Genomic DNA, 25258 nt, shown 5'->3' with positions numbered 1-25258 from the left:
TGACGACTCCGGTGATCCCGACGGCTGCCGCGACCACGGCGCACATCAGTGGGCCATGTCGACGAAGCGCGAGTAGTGGCCCTGGAAGGCCACGGTGATGTCGCGAGTGGCGCCGTTGCGGTGCTTGGCGACGATCAGGTCGGCCTCGCCGGGGCGGGTCGACTCCTTCTCGTAGACGTCGTCGCGGTGCAGCAGAATCACCATGTCGGCGTCCTGCTCGAGCGAGCCGGACTCACGCAGGTCGCTCATCATGGGGCGCTTGTCGGCGCGCTGCTCGGGACCACGGTTGAGCTGGGAGAGCGCGATGATCGGCAGCTCGAGCTCCTTGGCCAGCAGCTTGATCTGGCGGGAGAACTCCGAGACCTCGAGCTGGCGGGACTCGACCTTGCGGCCCGAGCTCATCAGCTGCATGTAGTCGATGACGATGAGCTTGAGGTCGTGGCGCTGCTTGAGCCGGCGTGCCTTGGCCCTGATCTCCATCATCGTCATGTTGGGGCTGTCGTCGATGAACATCGGCGCCGACGACACCTTGCCCATGTGGCGGGCGAGCTTGTCCCAGTCGCCCTCCTGCATGTTGCCGTTGCGGATGTGGTTGAGCGGGATCTTGGCCTCGGCCGACAGCAACCGCATGGTGATCTCGGAGCGCGTCATCTCGAGGCTGAAGAAGCAGCTGGTCATGTTGTTGGCGATCGACGCCGAGCGGCACAGGTCGAGGGCCAGGGTCGACTTGCCCATGGCCGGCCGCGCCGCGACGATGATCATCTGGCCAGAGTGGAGACCGTTGGTGAGGTCGTCGAGGTCGGCGAACCCGGTCGGGACGCCGTAGAGGCCGGCGTCGCGGTTGGAGATCGCCTCGATCTCGTCGAGGACGCCCTCCATGATGTCGCTGAGCGGGGAGTAGTCGTCGGAGCTGCGCTTGTCGGTGATCTGGTAGATCTCGGCCTGGGCGCGGTCGACGATGTCGTCGACCTGGCCCTCGCCGGCGTAGCCGAACTGGGCGATGCGGGTGCCGGCCTCGACCAGCCGCCGCAGGATCGCCTTCTCGTGGACGATCTGGGCGTAGAACTCGGCGTTGGCGGCGATCGGGACGTTGGCGGCCAGCGTGTGGAGGTAGGACGCGCCACCGACCTTGGCCAGCTCGCCACGGCGCTGCAGCTCGGCGGCGACGGTGATCATGTCGACCGGCTCGCCCCGGCCGAACAGGTCGATGATCACGTCGTGGATGACTTCGTGGCTGGGCCGGTAGAAGTCGTTGCCGCTGAGCACCTCGGAGACCTCGGCGACGGCGTCCTTCGAGATCAGCATCGAGCCCAGGACCGACTGCTCGGCGGCCATGTCCTGCGGCGGGGTGCGGTCGCCGGCCGAGCGCGGCGCCTGGCCGGGCTCATAGGCGGCGGGACCGTCGCCCCAGGGGTCACCAGGACCGTCGTAGGACGGCGGCTCGGGGAAGCCCCGGTTGTCGGACTCGGTGAGGCTCACGCACGCTCCCGCGAGATGGCTGGTGGGTGGACTGGTGAGACCGACCGTAGGGGCGACCTCCCCCAGGAACGCCGGGCGACGATGCGCCCCGCCGGGGGATCTGCGTCGAACCTAGGGTCCGGACGCCGCCGGGGACAGCGAGTCGTCCACAGGGCCCTGTGGATAACTCGCGACTCGCCGTGGACGACACGCACGATGGTGTGCACAGCCTGGGGAGGAGCCTGTGGACGAGTGTCGGCGGTGAGTGTGAAAAGCGGCTCTGACCTGCGCAGACGTCGTACCACACCGTGTGGAGGGAAAACTCTCACCGGAAATCTCGTTCATCTCGAGTCCACCCCGGTGTGTCCTGCCGGTATGTCGACACCGCGGCCCGCCAGGACGCTCATCCACAGAGGAGGGTGAGTTTTCCACCGGGCACCTGGTGCCGATTCCCGGACACCCACCTCACTAGTGTGCTAGCGGTGGGCAGGCTGCGCGGGACCGACCGGGAGATCCTGCGGCTCGCCGGCCCGGCCTTCCTGGCCCTGGTCGCCGAGCCGCTGTTCCTGCTCACCGACGCCGCCGTCGTGGGACACCTCGGCACCGCCCAGCTCGCCGGTCTCGGCATCGCCGCCGCCGTCCTGCAGACCGCGGTCGGGCTGTGCGTGTTCCTCGCCTACGGCACCACGGCCGGGGTGGCCCGACTCCTGGGTGCCGGCGACCGCCGCGGCGCGCTCGCCCTCGGCCTGGACGGCATCTGGCTGGCGATCGGCCTCGGCGCCGTCCTGACCGTCGTCGGGGTGACGCTCACTGAGCCGCTCGTCGCCGCCTTCGGGGTCGAGGCCGACGTCGCGGCGTCCGCCGTCACCTACCTGCGCATCGCCTTCCTCGGCACCGCTCCGCTGCTCGTCATGCTCGCTGCCACCGGCGTGCTGCGCGGGCTGCAGGACACCCGCACCCCACTGGTCGTCGCCGTGGGCGGCAACGCGCTCAACGTGGTCCTCAACGTCGTGCTCGTGTACGGCGTCGGGTCGATCGACGGCCTCGGGATCGCGGGCTCGGCGTGGGGCTCGGTCATCGCCCAGGTCGTCTCCGCCCTCGCCCTGGCGTACGTCGTCGTGCGCGGGGCCCGCCGCCACCACGCGCCGCTGCGCCCGGACCTCGCGGGGGTGCTGTCGGCCGCGCGGGCGGGCGTCGCCCTCGTCGTACGCACCCTGACGCTGCGCGCCGCGCTGCTCGTCACGACGTACGCCGTCGCCCTCGGCGCCGGCGGACGACCCGACGAGGTCGCGACGCACCAGCTCGCGATGACCCTGTGGGGGCTCCTGGCGTTCGTGCTGGACGCCATCGCGATCGCCGCCCAGGCCATCACCGGGCGCGCGCTGGGTGCCGGCGACGTCGAGGGCACCCGCGCCCTGACCCGCCGGATGGTGACCTGGGGCTGGGCCAGCGGCCTGGTCACCGGCGTGCTGCTCGCTGCGGCCAGCCCGCTGCTGGCGCCGCTGTTCACCGACGACCCGGACGTGCCGGGCCTGCTCGTGCCGGTACTGATCGTCGCGGCGATCGGCCAGCCGATCGCCGGGGTGGTCTTCGTCCTCGACGGGGTCCTCATCGGGGCGGGGGACGGACGCTACCTGGCCTGGGCGGGCCTGGCGGTCGCCGCGGTCTACGCGCCGCTGACCCTCGCAGCCGCCGCCTGGTGGGACGCCGGCCTGGTCAGCGTGTGGGTGCTCTTCGCCGGGCTCTTCATGACCGGGCGACTGGTGACGCTGCTACGCCGGGCCCGGGGCGACGCCTGGCTGCGCACCGGTCCTACCCTGGCGGCGTGAGGCCACTGCAGTCGATCGCCCTGGGCATGGCGGTGATCCTGCTGCTGGTGGTCGTGGGCGACGGCTACGACGTGCTGGCCAACCCCCTCGGCTGGGTGCTGGTCGTCGTGGGCCTGCGTCGGCTGCCGCCGACGGTGGAGCTGCGGACGACGCTGCTGTGGCTCGGCGTGCTCGCCGGGGTCGTGTCGGTCCCGCTGTGGGTCCCGGCGTTCGTGGACGCCCTCGACGACCTGGACGGTGCCGACGAGTCGATCGCGTGGCTGGTCAACCTGCCCCAGTTCGGCTGCTACCTGCTGCTCGCCCACGCGCTGTCGCGCACCGCGGCGGCCGCCGGCGATCGGGGCGCCGCGGCCTGGTGGCGCAGCATCGCCCTCGGCCTCGGCGCGGTCGTCGCGCTGCCGGTGCTGATCTTCGGCGGCGGGCTCGACGGGCTCGACGTCCTGGCCGGCCTGCTCGTCGGCCTGGTGCCGACGGTGATGATCGTGTTGTTGTCGGTGCACTCGGGCCGGTCGTGGGCCGGCGCCCCCGCCGACTAGCCGGACGTCATACGGTCCGGTGCCTCGGGCTACCGCCGCGTATGACGCACCTACCCCACCCCGCACCCCACCCGGTCCGAGCCCACCCACCACAGCACGACGGCCGCCCCACCGGAGTTCCGGAGGAGCGGCCGTCGAGAGCCGTGGCAGCGAGCTGCGTCAGGCGGGGATGACGTTGAGCGACACGGTCGCCGAGACGTCGTCGTGGAGCTTGACCGCGATGGTGTGGGCACCGAGCGACTTGATCGGGTTGGTGACCACGATCGTGCGCTTGTCGAGCGTCTCGCCGGAGACCTCGGTCAGCGCCTCGGCCAGGTCGCCGATCGTCACGGTGCCGAACAGGCGGCCGTTGGCGCCGGAGCGGACCTTGACGTCGACCGGGGCGGCCTCGAGCTTGGCCTTGATCTGGTCGGCGTGGGTCTGGTCGCGCACCGAGCGGCTGGCGCGGGCGGCCTTGATGGAGTCGACCTGCTTCTGGCCACCACGGGTCCATCGCACCGCGACGTTGCGCGGGATGAGGTAGTTGCGGCCGTAGCCGTCCTTGACCTCGACGATGTCGCCGGGCGAACCGAGGCCGTCGACCTCCTGGGTGAGGATGAGCTTCATGTCAGTCGACTCCTCTCAGCGGCCGGTGCTGGTGTAGGGCAGCAGGGCCAGCTCGCGGGCGTTCTTGACCGCGATGGCCACGTCGCGCTGGTGCTGGACGCAGTTGCCGGTGACCCGACGCGCGCGGATCTTGCCGCGGTCGGAGATGAACTTGCGGAGCAGGGTGGTGTCCTTGTAGTCGACACCGGTCGCCTTCTCCTTGCAGAACTGGCAGACCTTCTTCTTGGGCTTGCGCAGGATTGCCTTGGCCATTGTGGTGCTTCCTCTCTAGAAGCCCGGCTCGCGCCGGAATGGTTGAGGTTGGATGGATGGAGTTAGAACGGGGGCTCCTCGGAGCCCACGCCGGGAGCAGCCCACGGGTCGTTGGCCGGCGGACGTCCGCCACCCTGACCGCCGCCGGACGGCGCGCCCTGGCTGGGAGCCGGGCTGGACCACGGGTCGTCGGCCTGACCGCCGCCGCCACCGCCGGAGTAGCCGCCGGCGTTGCCGCCGCCGCCTCCACCGGAGTAGCTGCCGCCGCCCCCGCCGCCGGAGCGGCCGGCACGGACGACCTTGGCGGTCGCGAACTTGAGCGACGGGCCGATCTCGTCCACGTCGATCTCGAAGGAGGTGCGCTTGTTGCCCTCGCGGTCCTCCCACGAACGGGCCCGCATCCGGCCGTTGACGATGACCCGCGCGCCCTTCTGGAGCGACTCGGCGACGTTCTCGGCCGCCTGGCGCCAGATGGAGCAGCGCAGGAACATGGCCTCGCCGTCCTCCCACTCGTTGGTCTGCTTGTTCAACGTGCGGGGCGTGGAGGCGACCGTGAAGTTGGCCACCGCCGCGCCGGAGGGGGTGAAGCGCAGCTCCGGGTCGTCGGTGATGTTGCCGACCACGGTGATGACGGTCTCGCCGGCCATGTCAGTCTCCCTTGGGTGCTCTCGGTTGGTCCTGCAGCTGTCGGTGTGCGCTCATCGTGACGCGCGGTACCGACAGTCGCCAGTGCTCATCCACAGGACGGCCCCGGCGGGGTGGCAGATGGTGCTGGTACGACGCTCAGTGAGCGTCGGGACGCATCACCTTGGTGCGCAGGATCGAGTCGTTGAGCCCGAGCTGACGGTCGAACTCCTTGACCGTGGCCGGCTCGGCCTGCAGGTTGATGACGGCGTAGATGCCCTCGGCGTTCTTGACGCCGTCGGCGTTCTTGATCTCGTAGGCGAGGCGACGACGGCCCCAGACCTCGATCTTGTCGACGGTTCCGCCATCGTTGCGGATGACGTTGAGGTACTTGTCGAGCGACGGCTCGACGGTCCGCTCCTCGAGGCTGGGCTCGAGGATGACCATCACTTCGTAGGCACGCACTGTGGTCGTGACCTCCTGTGGACTTCAGCGGCCACGGTCTCTCCGTGGCAGGAGGGTGGAGCATCGATCGTCCCGTTGCAGACCCGTCGGTGGGCGCGGACGAGGACAGGGAAGATTAACAGCGCCGCGCCGTGGCCGCGCAATCCCGGTCGGGCCAGAGGCGGTGCGAGCCTGTGGATGACGCCCGACGGCCGTCCCCGTCCCGTGGCACCGTCGGACGCGTGCCGTACGCCGACCCGCCCCTCGCCGGGCGCTACCACCTGCTCGAGGAGCTCGGCGCCGGTGCGACCGGCACGGTGCACCGGGCCTGGGACCTGCGCGAGCAGCGCTTCGTCGCCGTCAAGCTCCTGCGCGCGCACGCCCGGGCCCCGGACCCCGGTGACCACCGCCCGTCCGCCCGGCTGGGGTGCTTCGTGCGCGAGCAGTCGGTGCGGATCACCCACCCGCACGTCGCGGCGCCGACCGGCTGGATCGCCGACGACGACCGGGTGGCGCTCACGATGGACCTGTTCGGCGGCGGGTCGTTGGCCGACCTGGTCGCCGCGCGGCGCGGTGAGCCGTTCGGGGCGTCGTACGTCGCGGTGCTGCTGGGCCAGCTGCTCGACGCCCTTGCCGCGGTGCACGCCGCGGGCGTCGTCCACCGCGACGTCAAGCCCGCCAACCTGCTGCTCGAGTCGACCGGACACGGCCGACCGCACCTGCGCCTGGGCGACTTCGGGGTGGCCGCGGTGGTGGGGCGACCCCACGACGACGGGCCCCTCGGCACCCCCGGCTTCGCCGCGCCCGAGCAGCTGGCCGGCGCGGCCCCCGACCCGCGCCAGGACCTCTACGCCGCCGGGGTCACCGCCCGGCGGCTCCTGGGCCGGGCCCCCGGGCCCCTCGACGAGCTGGTCGCCGACCTGGTGCAGCCCGATCCCGACCGGCGGCCGGCCTCGGCCCGCGAGGCGCGGCACCGCCTCGACATGCTCGGTGTGGTCCGTCCGCTGCGGTGGCCGCGGGTCCCCGACCGGTGCGGTCCGGGCGTCGTCCCCGTCCCCGCCGCCGTACGACGCCCCGGGCACGCTCGGCCGGTCGCGCCCGCCTGGCTGCTCACCACCGGGTTCCTCGCCTCCGCGGCGACGACCTCCACGACGGTGTGGCTGCTGGCCGGTCGCTGAGGAGTCTCAGCCGATGTCGGGGAAGACGACCGGGTTCTCGGCGGCGACCTCGCCGTCCTGGCCCAGCGAGAGCACCGCGGTCAGGCCGGGCACCGCGGCCTGCAGGGTGAGGGGCGCCGAGATGCAGGTGGCGGCCTCGTCGCCGTCCCAGGTGCCCGACAGGGTGTCGACACGGGTCCCGTCGGCGGTGACGAAGTCGATCGACAGCGGCAGCCCGGACGGGACGCCCTTGAGCGTGAACTCGGCCTGCACGGTGTCCTTGACCGACACCCCGGTCAGCTGCTGCGGCGACGCCTTGCTGCTGGAGCCCTGGCACTTGCCACCCTCCTCGGTGGCCCAGCCGTTGGACGTCGCGACGGCGTCGGGGGGCAGGCCGGGGTCCTTCGGCAGCTTGTCGAGGTAGGGCGAGACGTAGTCGGGGTCACCGCCCTTGCGCGCGATGTCGATCACGGCGCGGGCCAGGTTGACCGGCACGATGAGGGCCGAGCCCTGGGTGATCGAGCCCGCGTCGACCGAGGCGGCGGTGATGACCCGCGTGTTGAGGCCGATGACCTGACCGGCGTCGTTGATCGCGGGGCCGCCGGAGTTGCCCGAGCCGAGGCGCACGTCGCTGTCGATGGCCCCGCGCTCGGTGCCGACGACGGGGTCGGCCTGGAAGGTGGACACGACGCCCTCGGTCACCGTGAGCGGGCGGTCGCCCTGCGCCGCGACGTTGCCGATCGCCGGGTAGCCGAGCGCGCGGATGCGGTCGCCGGTGCGTACCTCGTCGCTGTCGCCGAGCGGCAGCGGCGCCGGCAGGTCGAGGTCGTCGGGCGACACCTTGGTGCCGTCGAGCTCGGCGTTGATCTGGAGCACTGCGAAGTCGAGGTAGCCGTCGGACACGATCGGGTTGGCGCGGTAGGTCGCCTTGGCCGGCTCGTCGTCGTCGCCGGTGGTGAGGGACACCTCGAGGAACGCCGGGTCGTCCTCCGAGGAGCCCTGCCCCTCGGCGTTGGGATCGCCGACGTGGGCGTTGGTGAGGATCAGCCCGTCCTCGCTGATGATCGAGCCCGAGCCCGACCAGAGCACCTGGCCGGACTCGTCGACCGCCTGCAGCAGGACGGCCGCCGCCTTGGCCCGCTCGAGGGCCTCGGCGCGCTCCGCGTCGGTGTCGACCCCGCCGCCGCCGGCGACCTCCGGGCTGTCGTCGCCGCCCACCAGCGAGACCACGCCCCAGGTGATGCCGGTCGCCGCGAGCACCAGGGCCACGACGGAGGCCGCCAGCACCAGGCCGCGGCGGCGCTTGCGGCGCTGGATGCCGGCAGCGGCCTCGCGTGCGGCGATGACCGGCACGACCTCGATCTCGTAGCCGGCCGTCGGGTGGCCCAGGCTGATCTCGACGGGCTCATCGATGCGGAACGACGTCACCTGCTCGCCGTCGACGAACGACCCCGCGGTCGACCGGTCGATCCACCACCAGCCGTCGGGTCGCGGCTCGACGACGGCGTGCAGCCGCGAGACGGCCTGGTCGTCGGCGTGCACCTCGAGGCCCGGGTCGCGCCCGATCCGCACCGGGACGCCGCCCGGGAAGCGCAGGTCGCCCCCGACGCGCCGGCGTACGAGCAGGCCGGGACCGCCGAAGCCCGGGAACCCGCCGAGCCCCCCGGTGACCACCGTCTGCTCGAGCAACGGGTCGGCCGGCCCGTAGGCCGGGGTGTACGCCGGACCCGCGGGCTGGAACGGCGGCGCGGTCGGGATCGGCTGGGTCGGCGGGGTCGGCGAGAACGGCTGGCCGAAGACGGGGGCCGGGGCGCCGTACGACGGCGGGGGCGCGGGGGGCGCCGGTGCGGGGGGTGCCGGTGCGGTCACGGTGACCGTGACCTGGAAGGAACGGCCCTGGTCGCCGAGCCCGATCGTCGTGGTGCCCTGCAGCGAGGCCCGGTCGACCCGCTGCCCGTCGACCCAGGTGCCGAGGGTGCTGCCGACGTCGACGACCTCCCAGCCTTCGCCGAGCGCGCGGATCTCGGCGTGGCGGCGCGAGACCGACGGGTCGGTGCTGACGATGTCGGCGGACTCGTCGCGACCGATCCGGAAGACGCGGGCGCCCTCGGTCGTGTCGGCCGACCAGGCGCGGTCGGCGGACTGGATGCGGATGCTGGTCATGGAGGCTCCCGGTGAGGCGAGGTCGCGGCTGCCCGAGACGCGCTGGCAATCGTAGGCCCCGTTCCCGGCGGGGACGCTGCTCACACCCACGTCGCACCCAAGGGTCCGGGTCCCACCACCGTGGCGACCGTCGGTGGTGCTTCCTACAGTGGTCGCCATGAGCGAGATCGCCATCGGCGCCCACGTCGACCAGACCGACCCGATCGCCGAGGCCGCGGCCCGTCAGGCGCCGCTCGTGCAGTTCTTCCTGGGCGACCCCCAGAGCTACAAGGGCCCCGAGATCCGTTACGCCGGCGGTGCCGAGGGGCTCAAGGTCGATGCCGAGGCGGCCGGCGTCGACCTCTACGTCCACGCCCCCTACATCGTCAACGTCGCCACGACCAACAACCGCATCCGCATCCCCAGCCGCAAGCTCCTCCAGCAGCACGTCGACGCGGCGGCGTCCGTCGGCGCCAAGGGCCTGATCGTCCACGGCGGCCACGTCGGCAAGGACGACGACCCCGACACCGGGTTCGACAACTGGCGCAAGGCGATCGACGCCACCGACCTCAAGCTGCCCCTCCTGATCGAGAACACCGCCGGTGGCGACAACGCGATGACCCGCTACCTCGAGCGCATCGGCCGGGTCTGGGACGCCATCGCCGCCACCGAGCAGGCCGACCGGGTCGGCTTCTGCCTCGACACCTGCCACGCCCACGCCGGCGGCAACGCGCTCGAGACCGTCGTGGCCGACGTCCTGGCGATCACCGGCCGGATCGACCTCGTCCACGCCAACGACAGCCGGGACGGGTTCGACTCCGGCGCCGACCGGCACGCCAACTTCGGCGCCGGCAAGATCGCCCCCGACCTCCTGGCCGCCGTGGTCCGCGACGCCGGGGCGCCCGTGGTCTGCGAGACCCCGGGCGGCGCCGAGGAGCACAGCGCCGACTTCGCCTGGCTCCGCGAGCGCCTCTAACCTCGAGTGGTGACCTACGACGTTCGCGCGACCACCCCGGCCGAGCACCTCGCCTACGTCGACGCCCAGCGCGCGGCCAGCTTCCTGCAGACCCCGGCGTGGGGCCAGGTCAAGGCCGAGTGGCGTCGCGAGTCGATCGGCTGGTTCCGCGCCGGGAGCGACGAGCAGGTCGGGGCCGCGCTCGTGCTCTACCGCCAGCTGCCCAAGGTCAAGCGCTACCTCGCCTACCTCCCCGAGGGTCCGCTGCTCGACTGGACGACCGACGACCTCGGCGCGCTCCTGCGGCCGCTGGCCGCGCACCTCAAGGCGCAGGGGGCGTTCGGCGTCCGCATCGGCCCGCCCGTCGTCACCCGCCGCTGGGACGCCGCCGCGATCAAGGCCGGCATCGCCGACCCCGCCTGCCGCCGCCTCGGCGACCTGGCTCCCACCGACCGCGACGCGGCCGGCGCCCGGGTCGTCTCGCAGCTCACCGAGCTCGGCTGGCGTCCGCAGGCCGTCGAGGGCGGGTTCGCCGCCGGCCAGCCGCGCCACGTCTTCCAGGTGCCGCTGCGCCACCCCGACGGCACCGCGCGCACCGAGGACCAGGTCCTCGCCGGGATGAACCAGCTCTGGCGTCGCAACATCAAGAAGGCCGCCAAGGCGGGCGTCGCCGTCCGCCAGGCCCAGGGGCCGATCGGCGACGCCGACCTGAAGGCGTTCCACGACCTCTACGTCCACACCGCGGCGCGCGACCACTTCACCCCGCGCCCGCTCGGCTACTTCCGCACCATGGTCGACGCGCTGGGAGCCGAGAGCCCCGACCGCCTCCGCCTGTGGTTCGCCCACCACGAGGGCGACCTGGTGGCCGCGACCATCGCGATCCGCGTCGGCGCCCACGCGTGGTACTCCTACGGCGCCTCCTCCACCGACAAGCGCGACGTCCGTGGCTCCAACGCCGTCCAGTGGGCGATGCTCCAGGACGCCCTCGCCGCGGGCGCCGACGTCTACGACCTGCGCGGCATCACCGACACCCTCGACGCCGACGACCCCCACGCCGGGCTGATCCAGTTCAAGGTCGGCACCGGCGGCGAGGCCGTCGAGTACGCCGGCGAGTGGGACCTCCCGCTCCACCGCCCGCTCTACAAGGCGTTCACCGTCTACATGTCGAGGAGGGGCTGACATGGGTCTCACCCTCACCGTCGACGGCCCGCGCTGGCGCGACCACCTGCGGGCCTACGCCGACGCCGCGCCGGGTCTGGTGCCGGTCGTCAAGGGCAACGGCTACGGGTTCACCCCCGGCCGGCTGGCCCGGCGCAGCGAGTGGCTCGGCGTCGACACGATCGCCGTCGGCACCTACGAGGAGCTGCCCGAGGTGGCGTCCCGCTTCGACGGCTCGCTGCTGGTGCTCACGCCGTGGCGTCCGTTCCTGCCCGACCTCGACCCGGCCCTGGCCTCCCGCGTGATCCACACGGTCGGTCGCGTCGACGACGTCGATGCGCTGCTGACCCGCCAGCCCGGCGCCCGGATGGTCCTGGAGCTCCTCACCTCGATGCGGCGCCACGGGTTCGCCCCCCGCGGCCTCTGGGAGGCCGCCGGCCACCTGCGCCGCCACCCCGGCGCCCGGCTCGAGGGCCTGGCGCTCCACCTGCCGCTGGCCCAGGGCTCCCACCTCGGCGAGGTACGCCGTCACCTCAACGACGCCGTCGGCGCCGGTCTCGACGGGCTCGACACCGTCTGGGTCAGCCACCTCACCCGCGACGAGCTGACGACGCTGCGCTCGTCGTACGCCGACTTCACCATCCGACCCCGCGCCGGCACCGACCTGTGGCTCGGCGACCGCGGGGCGCTCTCGGTGACCGCGACGGTGCTCGACGTGCACGAGGTCGACCGGGGCGACTCGTTCGGCTACCGCGGCCGCACCGTGCCCAAGTCGGGCCACCTGTTGGTGGTCAGCGGCGGCACCGCCCACGGCATCGGCCTCGAGGCGCCGATGGGTGACTCCTCGATCAAGGCGCGGGCCTCGACGCTCGCGCGCGGCGGCCTCGACGCGGTGGGCTTCGTGCGCTCGCCGTTCTCGATCGACGGCAAGCAGCGGCTGTTCGCCGAGCCGCCCCACATGCAGGCCTCGATGCTGTTCCTGCCGGCCGGTGCGCGGGTGCCCGACGTGGGCGACCAGATCGACGTCCGGGTCCGCTACACCGCCACGACGTTCGACACGATCACGGTGTCGTAAGACCGCAGGCACCCCGCGAGGAACGAGCGCGTCGAAACCACCGCAGCCGATCTCGGGACTAGACCACGACCGGCTGGTCCGCGTCGGCCCCGTCGCTGCGGCGTACGACGTCGTCCTCGGGCCACCACACGGAGCGGACGACCATGGCGACCAGCCACAGCGTGCCGACGACGTGCACGGCGATGGCGAGCCAGTAGAAGCGGGGACCGGTGTCGGCACCGGACGACAGCAGCCCCCCGCGCCACCACCAGGACATCGCGAAGTAGACGACCTCGCAGGCCTGCCAGATCAGCAGGTCGCGCCAGCGCGGGTGGGCGAGGGCGGCCAGCGGCAGCAGCCACAGCGCCTGCTGGGGCTCGTAGGACAGCCCGAGCAGGAGCACCCCGGCGACCAGCAGCAGCGCGACCTGGCTGAGCCGCGGCCGGACCGGGGCCAGGAGCACCAGCGCGGTCACGCCGAGGAACCACAGCCCGACGAGCGTCCACGACACCGGCAGCCCGACGTCGCGCGTCAGCCCGGAGGTCTGGGCGACGACCGTCCAGATCGAGCCCTCGTCGGGCCCCCGCTCCCAGGCGGCCTGCCAGAACCGCTCCCACTGGGGACGACCGCTGAGGAAGGCCGGCGCGTTGAGGACGGCCCAGGCGGCGGTCGCGGTCACCACCGGCGGCAGCAGCGCGGACGGGCGGCGGTCGCGCAGGCACACCAGCGCGAGGGCGAGGAGCAGCAGGACCGGCCACACCCCGGCGGCGGCGCCGGCGCCGACGAGCGCACCGGCGAGCGCGGTCCGGCCCCGAGACCACGCCCACAGGGCGCCGGCCACGGCCGCCACGGGCAGCAGGTCCCACGAGACGATGCCGGCGAAGGCGAGGACGGGGGCCGCGGCGAACACCCCCGCGTCCCACGGCCGCCGCCGGTGGGCCGCCGCCAGCGCCGCCGTGGCGAGCAGGGCGAGGAGGGCGAAGCCGACGGCGTTGACGACGACGAACAGGCGCCGCTCGTCGTCGACGGCCCCGCTCTCGGCCAGCGTCGCGCTGGGCTCGCCGTAGCGCACGCCCACGTCGGGCGAGCCGCTGAGCACCTGGGTCACCCGCGCGGCGGCGTAGGTCCACAACCCGACCGCGGCCGGCTCCTCGGTCACGGGGTAGCGGAGGCGGGTCTCACGGTCGCCCGACCACGGCCAGGCGAGCTCGACCAGGCCGTTGCCGGAGTAGGCGTCGGGCACGTGGGAGACGCAGGCGTGGGTGTAGCGCGACGCGTCGGTCATCGACCAGCCGTCGTCGGCGCAGGCCGTCTTGGAGACCAGCCCGAGCGCGAAGGTCAGCGCCGTGATCGCCAGCAGGACGCCGAGCACCGACACGCCGGCCCCCCGCCGGGGCCCCGCGTGGTCGCCCACCGGGCCGCCGACGACCTCGCTCAGCGTGGCCACCACCCCGTCGTCACGGGTGGGGTGGACGTGGGTCACGCCCGTGAACCTAGCGCTCGCGGCGGTACGTCGCCCGCGGGTTGGCGGCCGGCGCCGTGGGGTTGGACGGGGCCGGCGACGTCGGCGGCGCCGAGGTGGGCGGGTCGCTCGTGGGGCAGCCGAGCAGGCCGCACGGGTCGGTCGTCTCGGGCGGCGTGGGCGCGGTCGACGTCGGCGGCTGCGTGGTCGCCGGCGCCGACGTGGGCGGCGGGGTCGTCGGCGACTCGGCCGTCGGCTCCTGGGTCTCGGACGTCTGCGGCTCGCTCGGCAGCGAGGTCTGCGGCGGGACGTACGGCGCGTGCCCGTCGTCGGGGGCGTCGCCGTCGACGTTGGCCGGCTCGGGGAAGTCCTCGACCTCGACCCCGTCGAGCTCGCGGGTCATGATCGCCTTCCACGTCTTGGCCGGGTAGTTGCCGCCGAAGTAGCCGAGCTTGCCGTCGTCGGTGGCCGGCAGCCAGCCGTCGAGCTGTCCGTTGCCGGGCCCGCGGACGTACATCACGGCCGTCGACAGCTGCGGGGTGAACCCGACGAACCACGACGACGACACGGCGCCGCCGGTCTTGGTGGCGGTGCCGGTCTTGCCGGCGATCGGCCGGTCGTCGTCGAGCTTGGCCGACATCCCGGAGCCTACGTCGGCGGTCTGCTGCAGGGCGTAGGAGACGTCGGAGGCGATGTCGGCGTTGAGCGCGCGCTTGTCGGTGACCTTGTGCTCGTAGAGCACCTCGCCGTCACGGTCCTCCACCTTCTTGATCACGTAGACCTGGGCCGCGACGCCCTCGTTGGCGATCGTGGCGTAGCCGTTGGCCATGTTGATCGGGCTGACCGTGGCCGAGCCGAGGGCGACGCCGGTCTCGGGGTTGAGCTCGCCGGACGTGGTCGGGATCCCGAAGGGCTTGGTCTTGCTCGCCTTGGAGCCGGGGACGCCCATGGCCTGAGCCATCCGGATGATCTTCTTCGGCCCGTCGTTCATGGAGTCGGTGAGGTCGATGTAGGCCGTGTTGATGGACTTCTCGGTCGCCTCGAGCAGGCTGACCGCGGGGCCGTAGTCGCCGGAGCCGCCCTCACCCTGGTTCTCGAACTCGGTGCCGCCGACATCGATGGGGGAGTTGCCGTCGAAGGTGTCCTTGAGGGAGTAGCCGTCCTTGAGCCCGGCCGCGAGGGCGTAGGGCTTGAACGTCGAGCCCGCCTGGCCGCCGGCGATCGCCCAGTTGATCTGGGACTTCAGGTAGTCCTGGCCGGCGTAGAAGCCCCGCAGGGCGCCGGTGCCGGGCTCGACCGTGGCCGCTGCGGCGTGCAGCTGGCTGGGGCTCTTGAACTGGTCGGTGCGCTCGGTGGGCTTGACCTCCTCGATGCCGGCCTGAACCGCCTTCATGATCTTGGGCTGCAGCGTGGTGGTGATCCGGAGCCCGCCGCCGTCGATCTCGTCCTCGGTGAACGGCGAGCCGTCCTTCTTGTCCAGGTCGAGCAGCTGGTCCTTGATCAGGGTCAGCATGTGGCCGCGCTGGCCGCCGTAGGCGCTCTGCGCCTTGATCTTGGGGAACTTCGGGAGCTGCTTCTTGGCGGTCTCGGCGTCGGCCTGGGTGATGTCGCCGGCCTTGGCCATCCGGTCCAGCACGTACTGGAAGCGGCCCTTGAGCCGGCGCCGGGTGTCGATGCCGTCGGCGGGGTCGAGGTCGTTGGGGTCGTTGAGCACGCTGGCGAGCACGGCCGCCTCGCGCAGGCCGAGCTCCTTGGCAGGCTTGTCGAAGTAGGCGTTGGCCGCGGCCTGGATGCCGTAGGCCCCGCGGCCGAAGTAGATGGTGTTGAGGTAGCCCGCGAGCACCTGGTCCTTGCTCTGCTCGCGCTGGATCTTCAGCGACAGGATCGCTTCCTTGACCTTGCGCTTGTAGGAGCGCTCCTGGTTGAGGTAGAGGATCTTGACGTACTGCTGGGTGATCGTCGAGGCACCCTGGGTCGACCCGCCGCTGGCGTTGTTGAAGACCGCGCGCACGATGCCCTTGGTGTCGATGCCGTTGTTGGAGTAGAACGTCTCGTCCTCGGCCGCGACGACGGCCTGCTTCATGACCTCGGGCATGTCGTCGAAGGAGATCGACTCGCGGTTCTGCAGGGCGTAGCGGCCGACCTCGGTCTTGCCGTCGTCGTAGTAGACGATCGAGGCGTTGGTGAGGAACTCGGCGTTGGGCTCGGGGATGTCGGTGGTCCGGTAGAGGTAGATGAACCCACCGACGGCGACGAGGGCCAGCACCAGGCCGGCCACGGTGCTCCACAGGAAGAAGCGCTTGAGCCGGCTCTTCCAGGTCTTCGGTGGCCGGTCCTGCTTGGCCACCTTGCCCTTCTTGGGCGAGCGGCCGAGGCGTGCGCGCAGCAGCTCGGGCCAGCTCATGTCGGCCGTGCGCGACGTCGTCGCTCCCGCTGCCTTCCGCTTGCCTGCCAAGATCTCGGTCCCTTCACCAGTCGATCACGTGCTCGCTCGTGCGGTACGCCGTCGGGCGGCGCAGCAGCCCAGAGTACGGGCGCCTCGGGAGGCGGCCTCAAATGCGCCGTACGACGACCCCGTCACACGCGCGAGTCGAGGCGGGCCGCGCTGGGGCACCTGCCGTCCGGCCCCGTACGGTCGCCCGCGAGACATCGGAAGTTTCTGTTTCGCGGATATATCGCTACGATATGTCGTATGGCACGCCGCGCAGAGTCCATCGAGCTGGCAGTCCTCGGACTGCTGCACGAGGGACCCATGCACGGCTACGAGCTGCGCAAGCGGCTCAACCTGATGCTCGGGTGGGGACGCGTGCTGTCCTACGGCTCGCTCTACCCGGCGCTGAAGAAGATGCTCAAGGGCAGCCTCATCGAGGAGCTCGCACCGGCCCTGACGCCGGTCTCGCGGCGGCCCCGGATCGTCTACCAGGTCACCCCGGCCGGCACGCAGGAGTTCGAGCGGCTGATGGCCGACATCGGGCCGGCGGCCTGGGAGGACGACAACTTCGGCATCCGGTTCGCCTTCTTCGGGCGCACCGACATGGAGATCCGCCTGCGTGTCCTCGAGGGACGGCGCAGCCGGCTGCAGGAGCGGCTCGACCGCGTCCAGAGCCAGCTGTCGCTGACCGAGAAGGAGGTCGATCGCTACTCCGCCGAGCTCCAGCGGCACGGGGTCGAGTCGGCCGAGCGCGAGGTCCAGTGGCTCTCGGACCTCATCAACGCCGAGCGCAGCCGGGCGGTCACCCCGCCCCCCGCGGCGCAGAGCTGATCCACCGCTGATCCACCGCTGATCCACCGCTGATCCAGCAGCACCCGCACCACCACCACAGTCCAAGCACCACACGAGAAGTCACACGAAGGGAATCCCGATGGGTTCGGTACGAGTAGCAATTGTGGGCGTCGGCAACTGCGCCACGTCCCTCATCCAGGGCGTCCACTACTACCGCGACGCTGACCCGTCGGCAGTGGTTCCCGGCCTCATGCACGTCAACTTCGGCGACTACCACGTCCGCGACGTCGAGTTCGTCGCCGCGTTCGACGTCGACGACAAGAAGGTCGGCAAGGACCTCTCCGAGGCCATCAACGCCTCCGAGAACAACACGATCAAGATCTGCGACGTGCCCACCCTCGGCATCGAGGTCCAGCGCGGCCCGACGCTCGACGGTCTCGGCAAGTACTACCGCATGACGATCGAGGAGTCCGCCAAGGAGGCCGTCGACGTCGTCCAGGTCCTCAAGGACGCCCAGGTCGACGTCATGGTGTCCTACCTCCCCGTGGGCTCGGAGGAGGCCGACAAGTTCTACGCCCAGTGCGCCATCGACGCCGGCGTCGGCTTCGTCAACGCCCTGCCCGTCTTCATCGCCTCCGACCCCGAGTGGGCCAAGAAGTTCGAGGACGCCGGCGTCCCGATCGTCGGCGACGACATCAAGAGCCAGGTCGGTGCCACCATCACCCACCGCGTGATGGCGAAGCTGTTCGAGGACCGCGGCGTCGCGCTCGACCGCACCTACCAGCTCAACGTCGGCGGCAACATGGACTTCAAGAACATGCTCGAGCGTGAGCGTCTGGAGTCCAAGAAGGTCTCCAAGACCCAGGCCGTGACGTCCAACCTGACCGGCTCGCTGGCCGGCCTGGTCGACTCCAAGAACGTCCACATCGGTCCCTCGGACTACGTCGCCTGGCTCGACGACCGCAAGTGGGCCTACGTCCGCCTCGAGGGTCGCGCGTTCGGCGACGTCCCGCTCAACCTCGAGTACAAGCTCGAGGTCTGGGACTCCCCCAACTCCGCCGGCATCATCATCGACGCCCTGCGCGCCTGCAAGATCGCCAAGGACCGCGGCATCGGCGGCGCCATCATCAGCGCGTCGTCCTACCTGATGAAGAGCCCGCCCGTGCAGCTGCCCGACGACGAGGGTCGCCGCCGCGTCGAGGCCTTCATCAAGGGCGCAGAGTAGTCCCGAGGCACGAGGGACTGCTCGTCGCGTACGAAGGTTGAGCGAGCCCTGCGGCTGAGGAACGAAGCCGCAACGGCAAGTCGAAACCACCGCAGCCGACCTGCAGACTCCACCCGCCGGACCCGCCAGACACCGCCGAGGGGCGGGCACCCACCCGGGTGCCCGCCCCTCGGCGCGTCCGCTACCTGAGGTCGACGACGACCATCGCGTGGTTGTCGGGCTCTCCGGCCGCGCGTACGACGCCCCGCACCGCCTCGACCACGTCCTGCGGCGACCCGCCTGCGACGAGCAGGTCGGTGAGCACGCCGGGCTCGAGCACCGCGTGGACGCCGTCGGTGGTCAGCACGAGCCGGTCGCCCGGCCGCACCGCGTGCACCGCGAGGTCGGGGGCGAACGGAGCCCCGGCGGCGATCGCCCGGTCGATGAGCACGCGCCGGTCGTCGGTGCGCGCCTCCTCCGGCGTGAGCCGGCCCTCGTCGACCAGGGTCTGCACGACGCTGTGGTCGCGGGTGAGCCGCTCGAGCCGCCCGTCGCGCACGAGGTAGGCGCGGGTGTCGCCCACGTGGGCGAGCAGCGCCTGCCCGTCGGTCACGGTGACCGCGGTGAGCGTGGTCGCCGCGTCGGGCTGCTCGGCGTACCGCTCGGTCACCAGGGCCGCGGCCCGGGCCACGGAGGCGTCGAGCGTGCCGAGGTCGCCGGACTCGAGCGCGCCGACGACGTCGGCGGCCACCCCGGGGGCGTTGCCGACGCCGTCGGCGACGGCATAGACACCGCCCTCGGTGCGCACGGCGTCGCACTGCAGCTCGCGTGCTCCCTGCTCGACGTACGACGCCGTCTCGGCGCGCACCCGCGGGGTTGCTGTGGTTCCTGTGGTCATGTCCTGCTCCTCCTGGTCCAGCAGTGCCACGAGGTCGGCGACCAGCGCGCGGGTCGACACCGTGTCGGCCTCGACCTGGCGCCACCACGACGTGAGCTCGGCGGCCGCCGCCCGCCCCGATCGGCCGGCCAGGTCGGCCACCACCCGGATCCGGGCCAGCGGCATGCCGGCCAGTCGCAGTCGGGCGACCAGGCGGGCCCGGTCGAGCTGGTCGGCGGCGTACCACCGGTAGCCCGTGACCGGGTCGACCTCGGCCGGGGGCAGCAGCCCCGTCTCGTCGTAGAGGCGCAGCGCCTTGGCGCTCAGGCCGCTGGCCCGAGCGGCGTCACCGATCGACATCAACCGCATCCGTCCCACGGTCCCCTCCCTCGTGCCGGCGAACGGTTCGCCGGTGACCCGAGGCTGGAGCCTGCCCCAAGGGACGGGTCAAGCCCCGGTCGTGCTCAGCCCAGCCAGGGCGGCGCCACGCCCCATCCCCACCGCGGGACGGGGGCGTGCTCCGTGAGGTCGTCGGCCCCGGGGCGCGCGTTGTGCATCGCCAGGCGGGTGCCCCACTCGACGTAGCCGACGAACGCGGCGCGGAACTCCGGGTCGTCGGGCAGGCCGGCGTCGTCGGCGGCCAGGCTCATCGTCGAGGCGAAGCGGTACCGCTGCGTCGGCGAGATGTCGAGGTCGCGGTGGTGGGCCAGCATGCGCTCGTAGCCGCCGAGCTCGTCGGTGTAGCGCGTCGGCCCGCCGAGCACCTCGGCCCACCAGGCCGTGACGTGGTCGCGGTGGTGCTCGGAGACGCCGCCGGGGAAGAACGGCGAGAGCAGCTCGTCGGCCTCGACCCGGTCGTAGAACGCGTCGATGAGACGGCGTACGGCGTGGTCACCGCCGGCCCACTCGTGCAGGGTCGGCAGGTCGGGCTCCTGGACTCCCATGCCGGGCAGCGTACGTTGGTCGGATGACGCCGAGCCAGGTCCTTTCCGACGCCTTCGGGCGGGTCCACGAGAGCGTCGAGGCGGTGCTCGACGGCCTCGACGACGACCAGCTGCGCCACCGGCCGGGCCCCGACGCCAACCCGATCGGCTGGCTGGTGTGGCACCTCGTGCGCGTTCAGGACGACCACGTCGCCGACGTGGCCGGCAGCGAGCAGGTCTACGCCGGCTTCGTGGACCGCTTCGCCCTGCCCTACGACGAGGGCGCGATCGGCTACGGCCAGTCGAGCGACGACGTGGCGGCGTTCGTGGCGCCGGCCCCGCTGCTGGCGGAGTACGCCGCCGCCGTCCACGAGCGGACCCTCGCCTACCTGGCCACGCTGTCGGGCGACGACCTCGACCGCGTCGTCGACACCCGCTGGGACCCGCCGGTCACGCTCGGCGCACGCCTGGTGAGCGTCGTCAACGACGACACCCAGCACGTCGGGCAGGCGGCCTACGTCAAGGGGCTGCTCGGCGCCTGAGCGCGCTGCGGGGCCTCACCAGGGACTGGGCTCGAAGTCCTTGAGGAAGTGGCCGTGCAGGTCCTCCCCGGCCTCGCCGCGCACCACCGGGTCGTAGACGCGGGCGGCGCCGTCGACCAGGTCGAGCGGGGCGTGCCAGCCTTCGGCGGCGATCCGGAGCTTCTCGTGGTGGGGCCGCTCGTCGGTGATCCAGCCGGTGTCGACGGCGTTCATCAGGACCCGGTCGGTCTCGAACATCTCGCCGGCGGAGGTGCGGGTCATCATGTTGAGCGCGGCCTTGGCCATGTTGGTGTGGGGGTGCCCGGGACCCTTGTAGCGGCGCGAGAACTGGCCCTCCATCGCCGAGACGTTGACGACGTGGGAGCGCCCCGACGGCGCGGCCGCGGCTGCCGCCGCCAGGGCCGGGCGCAGCCGCGAGACCAGCAGGAACGGCGCCACCGAGTTGCACAGCTGCACCTCGAGGAGCTCGAGCGGGTCGACCTCGTCGACCGTCTGGGTCCAGGAGTTGCTGGTCACGACGTCGGGGAGCAGCCCGCCGGCGTCGACGGCGGTGCCGTCGAGGTGGGCCTCGAGGGAGGCGTGCCCGGCGCGCAGCGCCAGCGCCGTGAGGGTCGCCGCGGTGTGGGCGGCCTCGGCCTGCTCCAGCGACTCGCCGTCGTGGTGGGCCACCGGTGCTGCGGCCAGGGCTCCGGAGATCGACGCCGGGTGCAGCTCGGAGATGCGGTCGAACGTCACCAGCTCGGGAAGGGCCACGCCGTCGGGCAGCGGCTCGCGCTCGGCCTCGACCAGCGGTGCGTAGGAGCCGGGTTGGCGGCGTACGGTCTGGCAGGCGTTGTTGATGAGCACGTCGAGCGGCCCGGCCGCGGCGACGTCGTCGGCCAGCGCGACGACCTGGGTGGGGTCGCGCAGGTCGATGCCGACGACCTTGAGCCGATGGATCCAGTCGGCACTGTCGGCCAGCCCCGAGAAGCGGCGCGCGGCGTCGTGGGGGAAGCGCGTCGTGATGGTGAGGTGGGCGCCGTCGCGGAGCAGGCGCAGCGCGATGTACATGCCGATCTTGGCGCGCCCGCCGGTGAGCAGCGCGCGGCGCCCGGTGAGGTCGGTGCCCTGGTCGCGCTTGGCGTGCGACTTCTGCGCGCAGGACGGGCAGAGCCAGTGATAGAACGCGTCGACCAGCGTGTAGTCGGTCTTGCAGATGTAGCAGCCGCGCGGGTTGACCAGCTCGCCGGCGAACTGCTGACCGCTGGTCGCGGCGCTCGAGGTCAGCAGGATGCCCTCGGTCTCGTCGTCGATGCGCAACGGGCTGCCGGTGGCGGTGGCCTCGGTGACCGCGCGGTCGTGGTCGAGCTCGGCGGCCCGCTTGGCGAGCTTGCGGTCGCGCTTGATCGCCTTGTACATGTGCGACGCGGCGCGCTTGACCTCGATGTGGTCGGGGTCGTCCTCGGGGATCGTGTGGAGCATCCCGAGCACGCGCAGCGTCGTCTCGAGGTCGTCGGGGTGGATCACCGGACGAGTCTAGGAGCGCTTGCGCCGACTGAAGAGCCCGCGCCTCTCGGGCCGTGCCGGCGGGGCCGGCGCGGGCTCCTCGCCGGCGATCGTGAACCCGCTGACGTCGGTCCCGGGAGGCAGGTCGGCCACCTGGCGGTGCAGCTGGCCCTGGAGGTTGAGGTAGACCATCGCGTCCATCACGGTCACGTTGTCGACCGCGACCGGCGCGCCCAGCAGCGGCGGCACGGAGAAGGTGAGCAGCTCGGTGGGACCCGGCTCGTGGCCGGCCGCCTGCGCGGCGTGCGCCAGGCCCGCCAGCAGGAACCGGTCGGCGCCGGCGTCGGTGTCGAGCACGGCGTGCAGGGCGTCGACGTCGTCCCACTCGCGGGTGAGCGTGCCCTCCAGCAGGTCGAGGAACCAGACGCCGCCACGCCCCTCGAGGAAGACGTCACCGAACGGCCCGGTGAACATCGGCGTCAGGTCGGCGAGGTCGCGCCACGCCCAGGCGTCGAGCGCGGCGGCGTAGGTCTCGGGGCTGAAGCGCCGGAGCAGGTCCATCGGGCGAGGGTAGGTCAGGCCTTGCCGACCGCGGGCCGGGTCACGCGGTAGCGGACGAACGACGGTACGACGAGCGCGGCGACCACCGTGCCGACCACGACGAGCACGCCGCCACCCGCGGCGGCGGCGGCCGTGCCGACCGAGGCGGCGGCCGCGCCGTGCGCGACGTCGGCGATGCGCGGGCCCCCCGCGACGACCACGATGAAGATGCCCTGGAGCCGCCCGCGGACCTCGTCGGACGCGGCCGCCTGGAGCATCGCGCTGCGGAACGCGGCCGAGGCCATGTCGGCCGCACCGCCGACCACCAGCATGAGGACCGCCACGACGAGCATGGTGTGGCGCAGGGCGTCGTACTCACCGGCGAGGCCGACGGCGACGCCGAAGCCGACCATGGCGACGCCCCAGACCACGATGCAGGCGATGACCGCGCGGCCCTGGGCCGAGACGCGTGACACCCAGCCGGAGAACACGCCGCCGATCACCGACCCCGCCGGGATGGCCGCGAACAGCACCGCGAAGGCGAGGCCGCCCTCGGGGTTGCCGTCGAACGACTTGTCGGCGATCTCGGGGAAGAGCGCCCGCGGCATGCCGAACACCATCGCGATGATGTCGACGACGAACGACATCATCAGCACCGGCTGACCGCGCAGGTAGGTGAAGCCCTCGACGACCGACCGGAGCCCGGGGGCCTTGGCCACGACGCCCTCGATCGGCAGCCGCGGCAGGCGGACGACGGCCGAGAGGGTCGCGAGGAGCGTGAGAGTGTCGATCAGGTAGAGCCACTCGAGCCCGAACACCGGGATGAGTGCGCCCGCGACGAGCGGGCCGGCGATGCCGCCGGCCATGAAGACGGTCATGTTGAGGGAGTTGGCGGCCGGGAGCAGCTCGGGCTCGATGAGCCGGGGGAGCACCGCCGAGCGCGTCGGCTGGTTGACGCCGAAGAACGCCTGTTGCACCGAGAACAGCGACAGCAGCACCCACACGTTGGTGTTGCCCGCGGCCGCCTGGGCCCAGAACAGTCCGCTGGTGACGATCAGCCCGATGGTGGTGCAGATCAGGATGGTGCGCCGGTCGAACACGTCGGCCAGCGCACCGCCCCAGAGCCCGAAGACGACCAGCGGCACGAGGCCGAAGACGCCGGTGAGCCCGACGTAGGCCGAGGACCCGGTGTCGGCGTAGATCTGGGCGGGCACCGCGACGACCGTCAGCTGGGCGCCGATGACGGTGACGATGTTGGCGACCCAGAGGCGCCGGAAGTGCTCGTTGGCGAGGGGACGCGTGTCGGCGACGAGCCCGCGCAGGCGGCTCACGGGAGCGTCACTCGGACGGCTCGAGGCGCACCACTCCGGCACGGTGCCGGGTCGCGAGCTCGCGGTAGTAGGTCGGGTTGGTCTGCACCCAGAACTCCGAGGACGTGCCGCCGATCGGCTTGGTCGGCTTGCACGGGATGCCGGCGGCGACCACGCCGCCGGGCAGGACGGTGCCGGGGGTCAGCACCGACCCGGCGGCGACGAGGGTGCCGGGACCGACCACGGACCCGTCGAGCAGGGTGCTGCCGTTGCCGACGAGCGCCTGCTCCTCGACCGCCTTGCCGTGCACGACGCAGCCGTGCCCGACGGTGGCGTTCGGCCCGACCTCGAGGGTCTCGCCGGGTGCGGCGTGCAGGACCGAGTTGTCCTGGATGTTGGAGCCGGCCCGGACGATGATCGTGCAGATGTCGCCGCGCAGCACCGCGCCGTACCAGATGCTCGCGCCGGCCTCGACCGTCACGTCGCCGATCAGCGTGGCGGTCGCGGCGACGAACGCCTCGGTGTGCACGACGGGGCGCTTGCCCTCGAACTCGAACAGGTTCACCGGACCACGCTAAGCGGCGATGAGTACACCGACCGCGTCGGGTCTGCCCTGCCACACCGACCCGCTCCGAGCAGGCCGAGGGGGCTGGCGCGCCGACTGCACCTTCTCGAGGTCGGCAACGGCGGCCGACTCCCGCATGGACTCCGTCCGCGCTCGTCACTGGACGGCATCGGTTCAGTCTCCGGTGCCACGAGCTCGCGAGCCGTCGGGAGCGTCCGGGGACTGCGGGGCACGGCGCCGTGGTGCTGGTCGGTCGGCTGGCAGTGCGAGTGACTCGGCCGACTCCTCCAGGTGTCGCTGGGTCGACATCGTGGGGGTGCCGTCGTCTCGGTCTGCGCTGCGATGGGCCTGGCTGGTGGCCGGTAGCGAGTCCACGAAGCTCAGGATGCTCGCGGCTACTCGGGCGTCGGTGCCTGCGGGGAGCTCACCGACGCGGTCTCGGATGATCTCGAGGTCCACCAGGCCGTGAGCGGCCAACGAGGAGACGAACACGTAGTCCTTGGGTCGGTTGGCGGCAAGCTTGGCGACGACCAGGTCGTGGCGGTCGATGAACAGCGGCCGGGCGGGGTGGGATGCCTGCAGGGGCCAGCCTTGGAGCCGGTCGCGCCAGCCGTTGGGCAGCACGGCGGTCTCGACGGAGATCCCTTCGGGGTAGTAGCCGTTCGTGGCTTCGAACTGCGACAGCTCGCCGATCATGCCGTTGACGCGTTCGGCCCGTTCGCGATCGGGTCCGTCAGCGAGCCAGGCCAGGTCGGCCTCCATCGAGACCAGGATCTCGACCGGCAGCTCGTCCTCGTCGAAGGAGCCCAGGATGGCCTGTGAGCCCAGCACGACGATCTCGGGGTCTCCGCTGACGTCGCAGGCTGCGCGGAGCACGTGGGCGAGCTGTTGACGGTCCATCGTCGCGACCGC

At 72.2% G+C, this 25258-nt stretch carries 24 protein-coding genes; 9 read left to right on the top strand and 15 right to left on the bottom strand.

Translation table 11 applies throughout. The annotated features are described in order from the left end of the window. Positions 1-45: 45 nt before the first annotated feature. Positions 46-1479, bottom strand: coding sequence for a replicative DNA helicase (dnaB, locus tag FJQ56_RS09800; RefSeq protein ID WP_140009222.1), 1434 nt, complete (start codon positions 1477-1479; stop codon positions 46-48). A gap of 452 nt (positions 1480-1931) precedes the next feature. Here dnaB and FJQ56_RS09795 point away from each other — a divergent pair, with 452 nt between their 5' ends. Together FJQ56_RS09795 and FJQ56_RS09790 are read left to right on the top strand one after the other, a co-directional pair. Then, positions 1932-3287, top strand: coding sequence for an MATE family efflux transporter (locus tag FJQ56_RS09795; RefSeq protein ID WP_379142618.1), 1356 nt, complete (start codon positions 1932-1934; stop codon positions 3285-3287). Beyond that, complete coding sequence (locus FJQ56_RS09790; protein ID WP_140009221.1) at positions 3284-3823, top strand: hypothetical protein; 540 nt, start codon at positions 3284-3286, stop codon at positions 3821-3823. Before FJQ56_RS09795 ends, FJQ56_RS09790 begins: the two co-directional genes overlap by 4 nt. Positions 3824-3982: 159 nt before the next feature. On the opposite strand, the gene rplI is transcribed toward FJQ56_RS09790, so the two are convergent. From rplI to rpsF, 4 genes are all read right to left on the bottom strand, one after another. After that, positions 3983-4429 carry a 50S ribosomal protein L9 gene (gene rplI, locus FJQ56_RS09785; RefSeq protein WP_140009220.1) on the bottom strand — a complete coding sequence of 149 codons (447 nt, stop codon included), beginning with the start codon at positions 4427-4429 and terminating at the stop codon, positions 3983-3985. Positions 4430-4444: 15 nt separating this feature from the next. Beyond that, positions 4445-4681: a 30S ribosomal protein S18 gene (gene rpsR / locus FJQ56_RS09780; RefSeq protein WP_056603689.1), complete on the bottom strand. Its 237-nt coding sequence runs from the start codon at positions 4679-4681 to the stop codon at positions 4445-4447. Positions 4682-4743: 62 nt separating this feature from the next. Beyond that, entirely contained in the window at positions 4744-5328 is a 585-nt protein-coding gene (locus tag FJQ56_RS09775) for a single-stranded DNA-binding protein (RefSeq protein ID WP_140009219.1), read from the bottom strand. A gap of 136 nt (positions 5329-5464) precedes the next feature. Next, positions 5465-5770 (bottom strand): 30S ribosomal protein S6, encoded by a 306-nt coding sequence (rpsF, locus tag FJQ56_RS09770; RefSeq protein ID WP_140009218.1) that lies wholly within the window; start codon positions 5768-5770, stop codon positions 5465-5467. A gap of 221 nt (positions 5771-5991) precedes the next feature. Between rpsF and FJQ56_RS09765 the strand changes: the two genes are divergently transcribed. Then, positions 5992-6927, top strand: a complete 936-nt coding sequence (locus tag FJQ56_RS09765) for a serine/threonine-protein kinase (protein ID WP_211350822.1) — start codon at positions 5992-5994, stop codon at positions 6925-6927. A 6-nt stretch (positions 6928-6933) separates the two neighbouring features. Here the strand turns inward: FJQ56_RS09765 and FJQ56_RS09760 are convergent, their stop codons facing one another. Beyond that, a complete protein-coding gene (locus tag FJQ56_RS09760; RefSeq protein ID WP_170215331.1) occupies positions 6934-9069 on the bottom strand; it encodes an FHA domain-containing protein in 2136 nt (711 codons plus the stop codon). Between the two features lie 157 nt (positions 9070-9226). On the opposite strand from FJQ56_RS09760, the gene FJQ56_RS09755 reads away from it, so the two are divergent. Genes FJQ56_RS09755 through FJQ56_RS09745 form a run of 3 tightly spaced genes read left to right on the top strand, consistent with a single transcriptional unit; the run spans position 9227 to position 12236 of the window. Next, positions 9227-10024, top strand: coding sequence for a deoxyribonuclease IV (locus FJQ56_RS09755; protein WP_140009215.1), 798 nt, complete (start codon positions 9227-9229; stop codon positions 10022-10024). A 9-nt stretch (positions 10025-10033) separates the two neighbouring features. Next, positions 10034-11182, top strand: coding sequence for a lipid II:glycine glycyltransferase FemX (locus FJQ56_RS09750; RefSeq protein ID WP_140009214.1), 1149 nt, complete (start codon positions 10034-10036; stop codon positions 11180-11182). Between the two features lies 1 nt (position 11183). Then, positions 11184-12236, top strand: a complete 1053-nt coding sequence (locus FJQ56_RS09745; RefSeq protein WP_140009213.1) for an alanine racemase — start codon at positions 11184-11186, stop codon at positions 12234-12236. A 58-nt stretch (positions 12237-12294) separates the two neighbouring features. On the opposite strand, the gene FJQ56_RS09740 is transcribed toward FJQ56_RS09745, so the two are convergent. Then, positions 12295-13698, bottom strand: coding sequence for a glycosyltransferase 87 family protein (locus FJQ56_RS09740; protein WP_140009212.1), 1404 nt, complete (start codon positions 13696-13698; stop codon positions 12295-12297). Between the two features lie 10 nt (positions 13699-13708). Then, positions 13709-16132 carry a transglycosylase domain-containing protein gene (locus tag FJQ56_RS09735; RefSeq protein ID WP_140009211.1) on the bottom strand — a complete coding sequence of 808 codons (2424 nt, stop codon included), beginning with the start codon at positions 16130-16132 and terminating at the stop codon, positions 13709-13711. A gap of 237 nt (positions 16133-16369) precedes the next feature. Between FJQ56_RS09735 and FJQ56_RS09730 the strand changes: the two genes are divergently transcribed. Next, a complete protein-coding gene (locus FJQ56_RS09730; RefSeq protein WP_140009210.1) occupies positions 16370-16939 on the top strand; it encodes a PadR family transcriptional regulator in 570 nt (189 codons plus the stop codon). Positions 16940-17039: 100 nt separating this feature from the next. After that, on the top strand, positions 17040-18125 hold the full coding sequence (locus FJQ56_RS09725; RefSeq protein ID WP_140009209.1) for an inositol-3-phosphate synthase: 1086 nt from the start codon (positions 17040-17042) through the stop codon (positions 18123-18125). Between the two features lie 181 nt (positions 18126-18306). Here the strand turns inward: FJQ56_RS09725 and FJQ56_RS09720 are convergent, their stop codons facing one another. Then, a complete protein-coding gene (locus FJQ56_RS09720; RefSeq protein WP_140009208.1) occupies positions 18307-19350 on the bottom strand; it encodes a MerR family transcriptional regulator in 1044 nt (347 codons plus the stop codon). A 95-nt stretch (positions 19351-19445) separates the two neighbouring features. Then, positions 19446-19925 (bottom strand): group II truncated hemoglobin, encoded by a 480-nt coding sequence (locus FJQ56_RS09715; RefSeq protein WP_140009207.1) that lies wholly within the window; start codon positions 19923-19925, stop codon positions 19446-19448. A 23-nt stretch (positions 19926-19948) separates the two neighbouring features. Here FJQ56_RS09715 and FJQ56_RS09710 point away from each other — a divergent pair, with 23 nt between their 5' ends. Beyond that, positions 19949-20446, top strand: coding sequence for a mycothiol transferase (locus FJQ56_RS09710; protein ID WP_140009206.1), 498 nt, complete (start codon positions 19949-19951; stop codon positions 20444-20446). 15 nt (positions 20447-20461) lie between these two features. On the opposite strand, the gene FJQ56_RS09705 is transcribed toward FJQ56_RS09710, so the two are convergent. The 5 genes from FJQ56_RS09705 to FJQ56_RS09685 all read right to left on the bottom strand — a co-directional run bounded on the left by FJQ56_RS09705 (position 20462) and on the right by FJQ56_RS09685 (position 25246). Then, positions 20462-21952 carry an SDR family NAD(P)-dependent oxidoreductase gene (locus FJQ56_RS09705; RefSeq protein WP_246084061.1) on the bottom strand — a complete coding sequence of 497 codons (1491 nt, stop codon included), beginning with the start codon at positions 21950-21952 and terminating at the stop codon, positions 20462-20464. A gap of 9 nt (positions 21953-21961) precedes the next feature. After that, a complete protein-coding gene (locus FJQ56_RS09700) occupies positions 21962-22492 on the bottom strand; it encodes a hypothetical protein (RefSeq protein WP_140009205.1) in 531 nt (176 codons plus the stop codon). A 14-nt stretch (positions 22493-22506) separates the two neighbouring features. Then, positions 22507-23802: an MFS transporter gene (locus FJQ56_RS09695; RefSeq protein ID WP_211350821.1), complete on the bottom strand. Its 1296-nt coding sequence runs from the start codon at positions 23800-23802 to the stop codon at positions 22507-22509. 7 nt (positions 23803-23809) lie between these two features. Continuing rightward, on the bottom strand, positions 23810-24346 hold the full coding sequence (locus FJQ56_RS09690; RefSeq protein WP_140009204.1) for a gamma carbonic anhydrase family protein: 537 nt from the start codon (positions 24344-24346) through the stop codon (positions 23810-23812). A gap of 174 nt (positions 24347-24520) precedes the next feature. Then, the gene (locus FJQ56_RS09685) at positions 24521-25246 is read right to left on the bottom strand and encodes a DUF6036 family nucleotidyltransferase (protein WP_211350820.1); all 726 of its coding nucleotides are present in this window, start codon (positions 25244-25246) and stop codon (positions 24521-24523) included. Positions 25247-25258: the final 12 nt, after the last annotated feature.

Source organism: Nocardioides plantarum (assembly GCF_006346395.1).
In the GTDB taxonomy this organism is placed as follows: Bacteria; Actinomycetota; Actinomycetes; order Propionibacteriales; family Nocardioidaceae; genus Nocardioides; species Nocardioides plantarum.
Note: the sequence above shows the minus strand (reverse complement) of the source record. Positions and strands in the feature narration are given on the sequence as shown.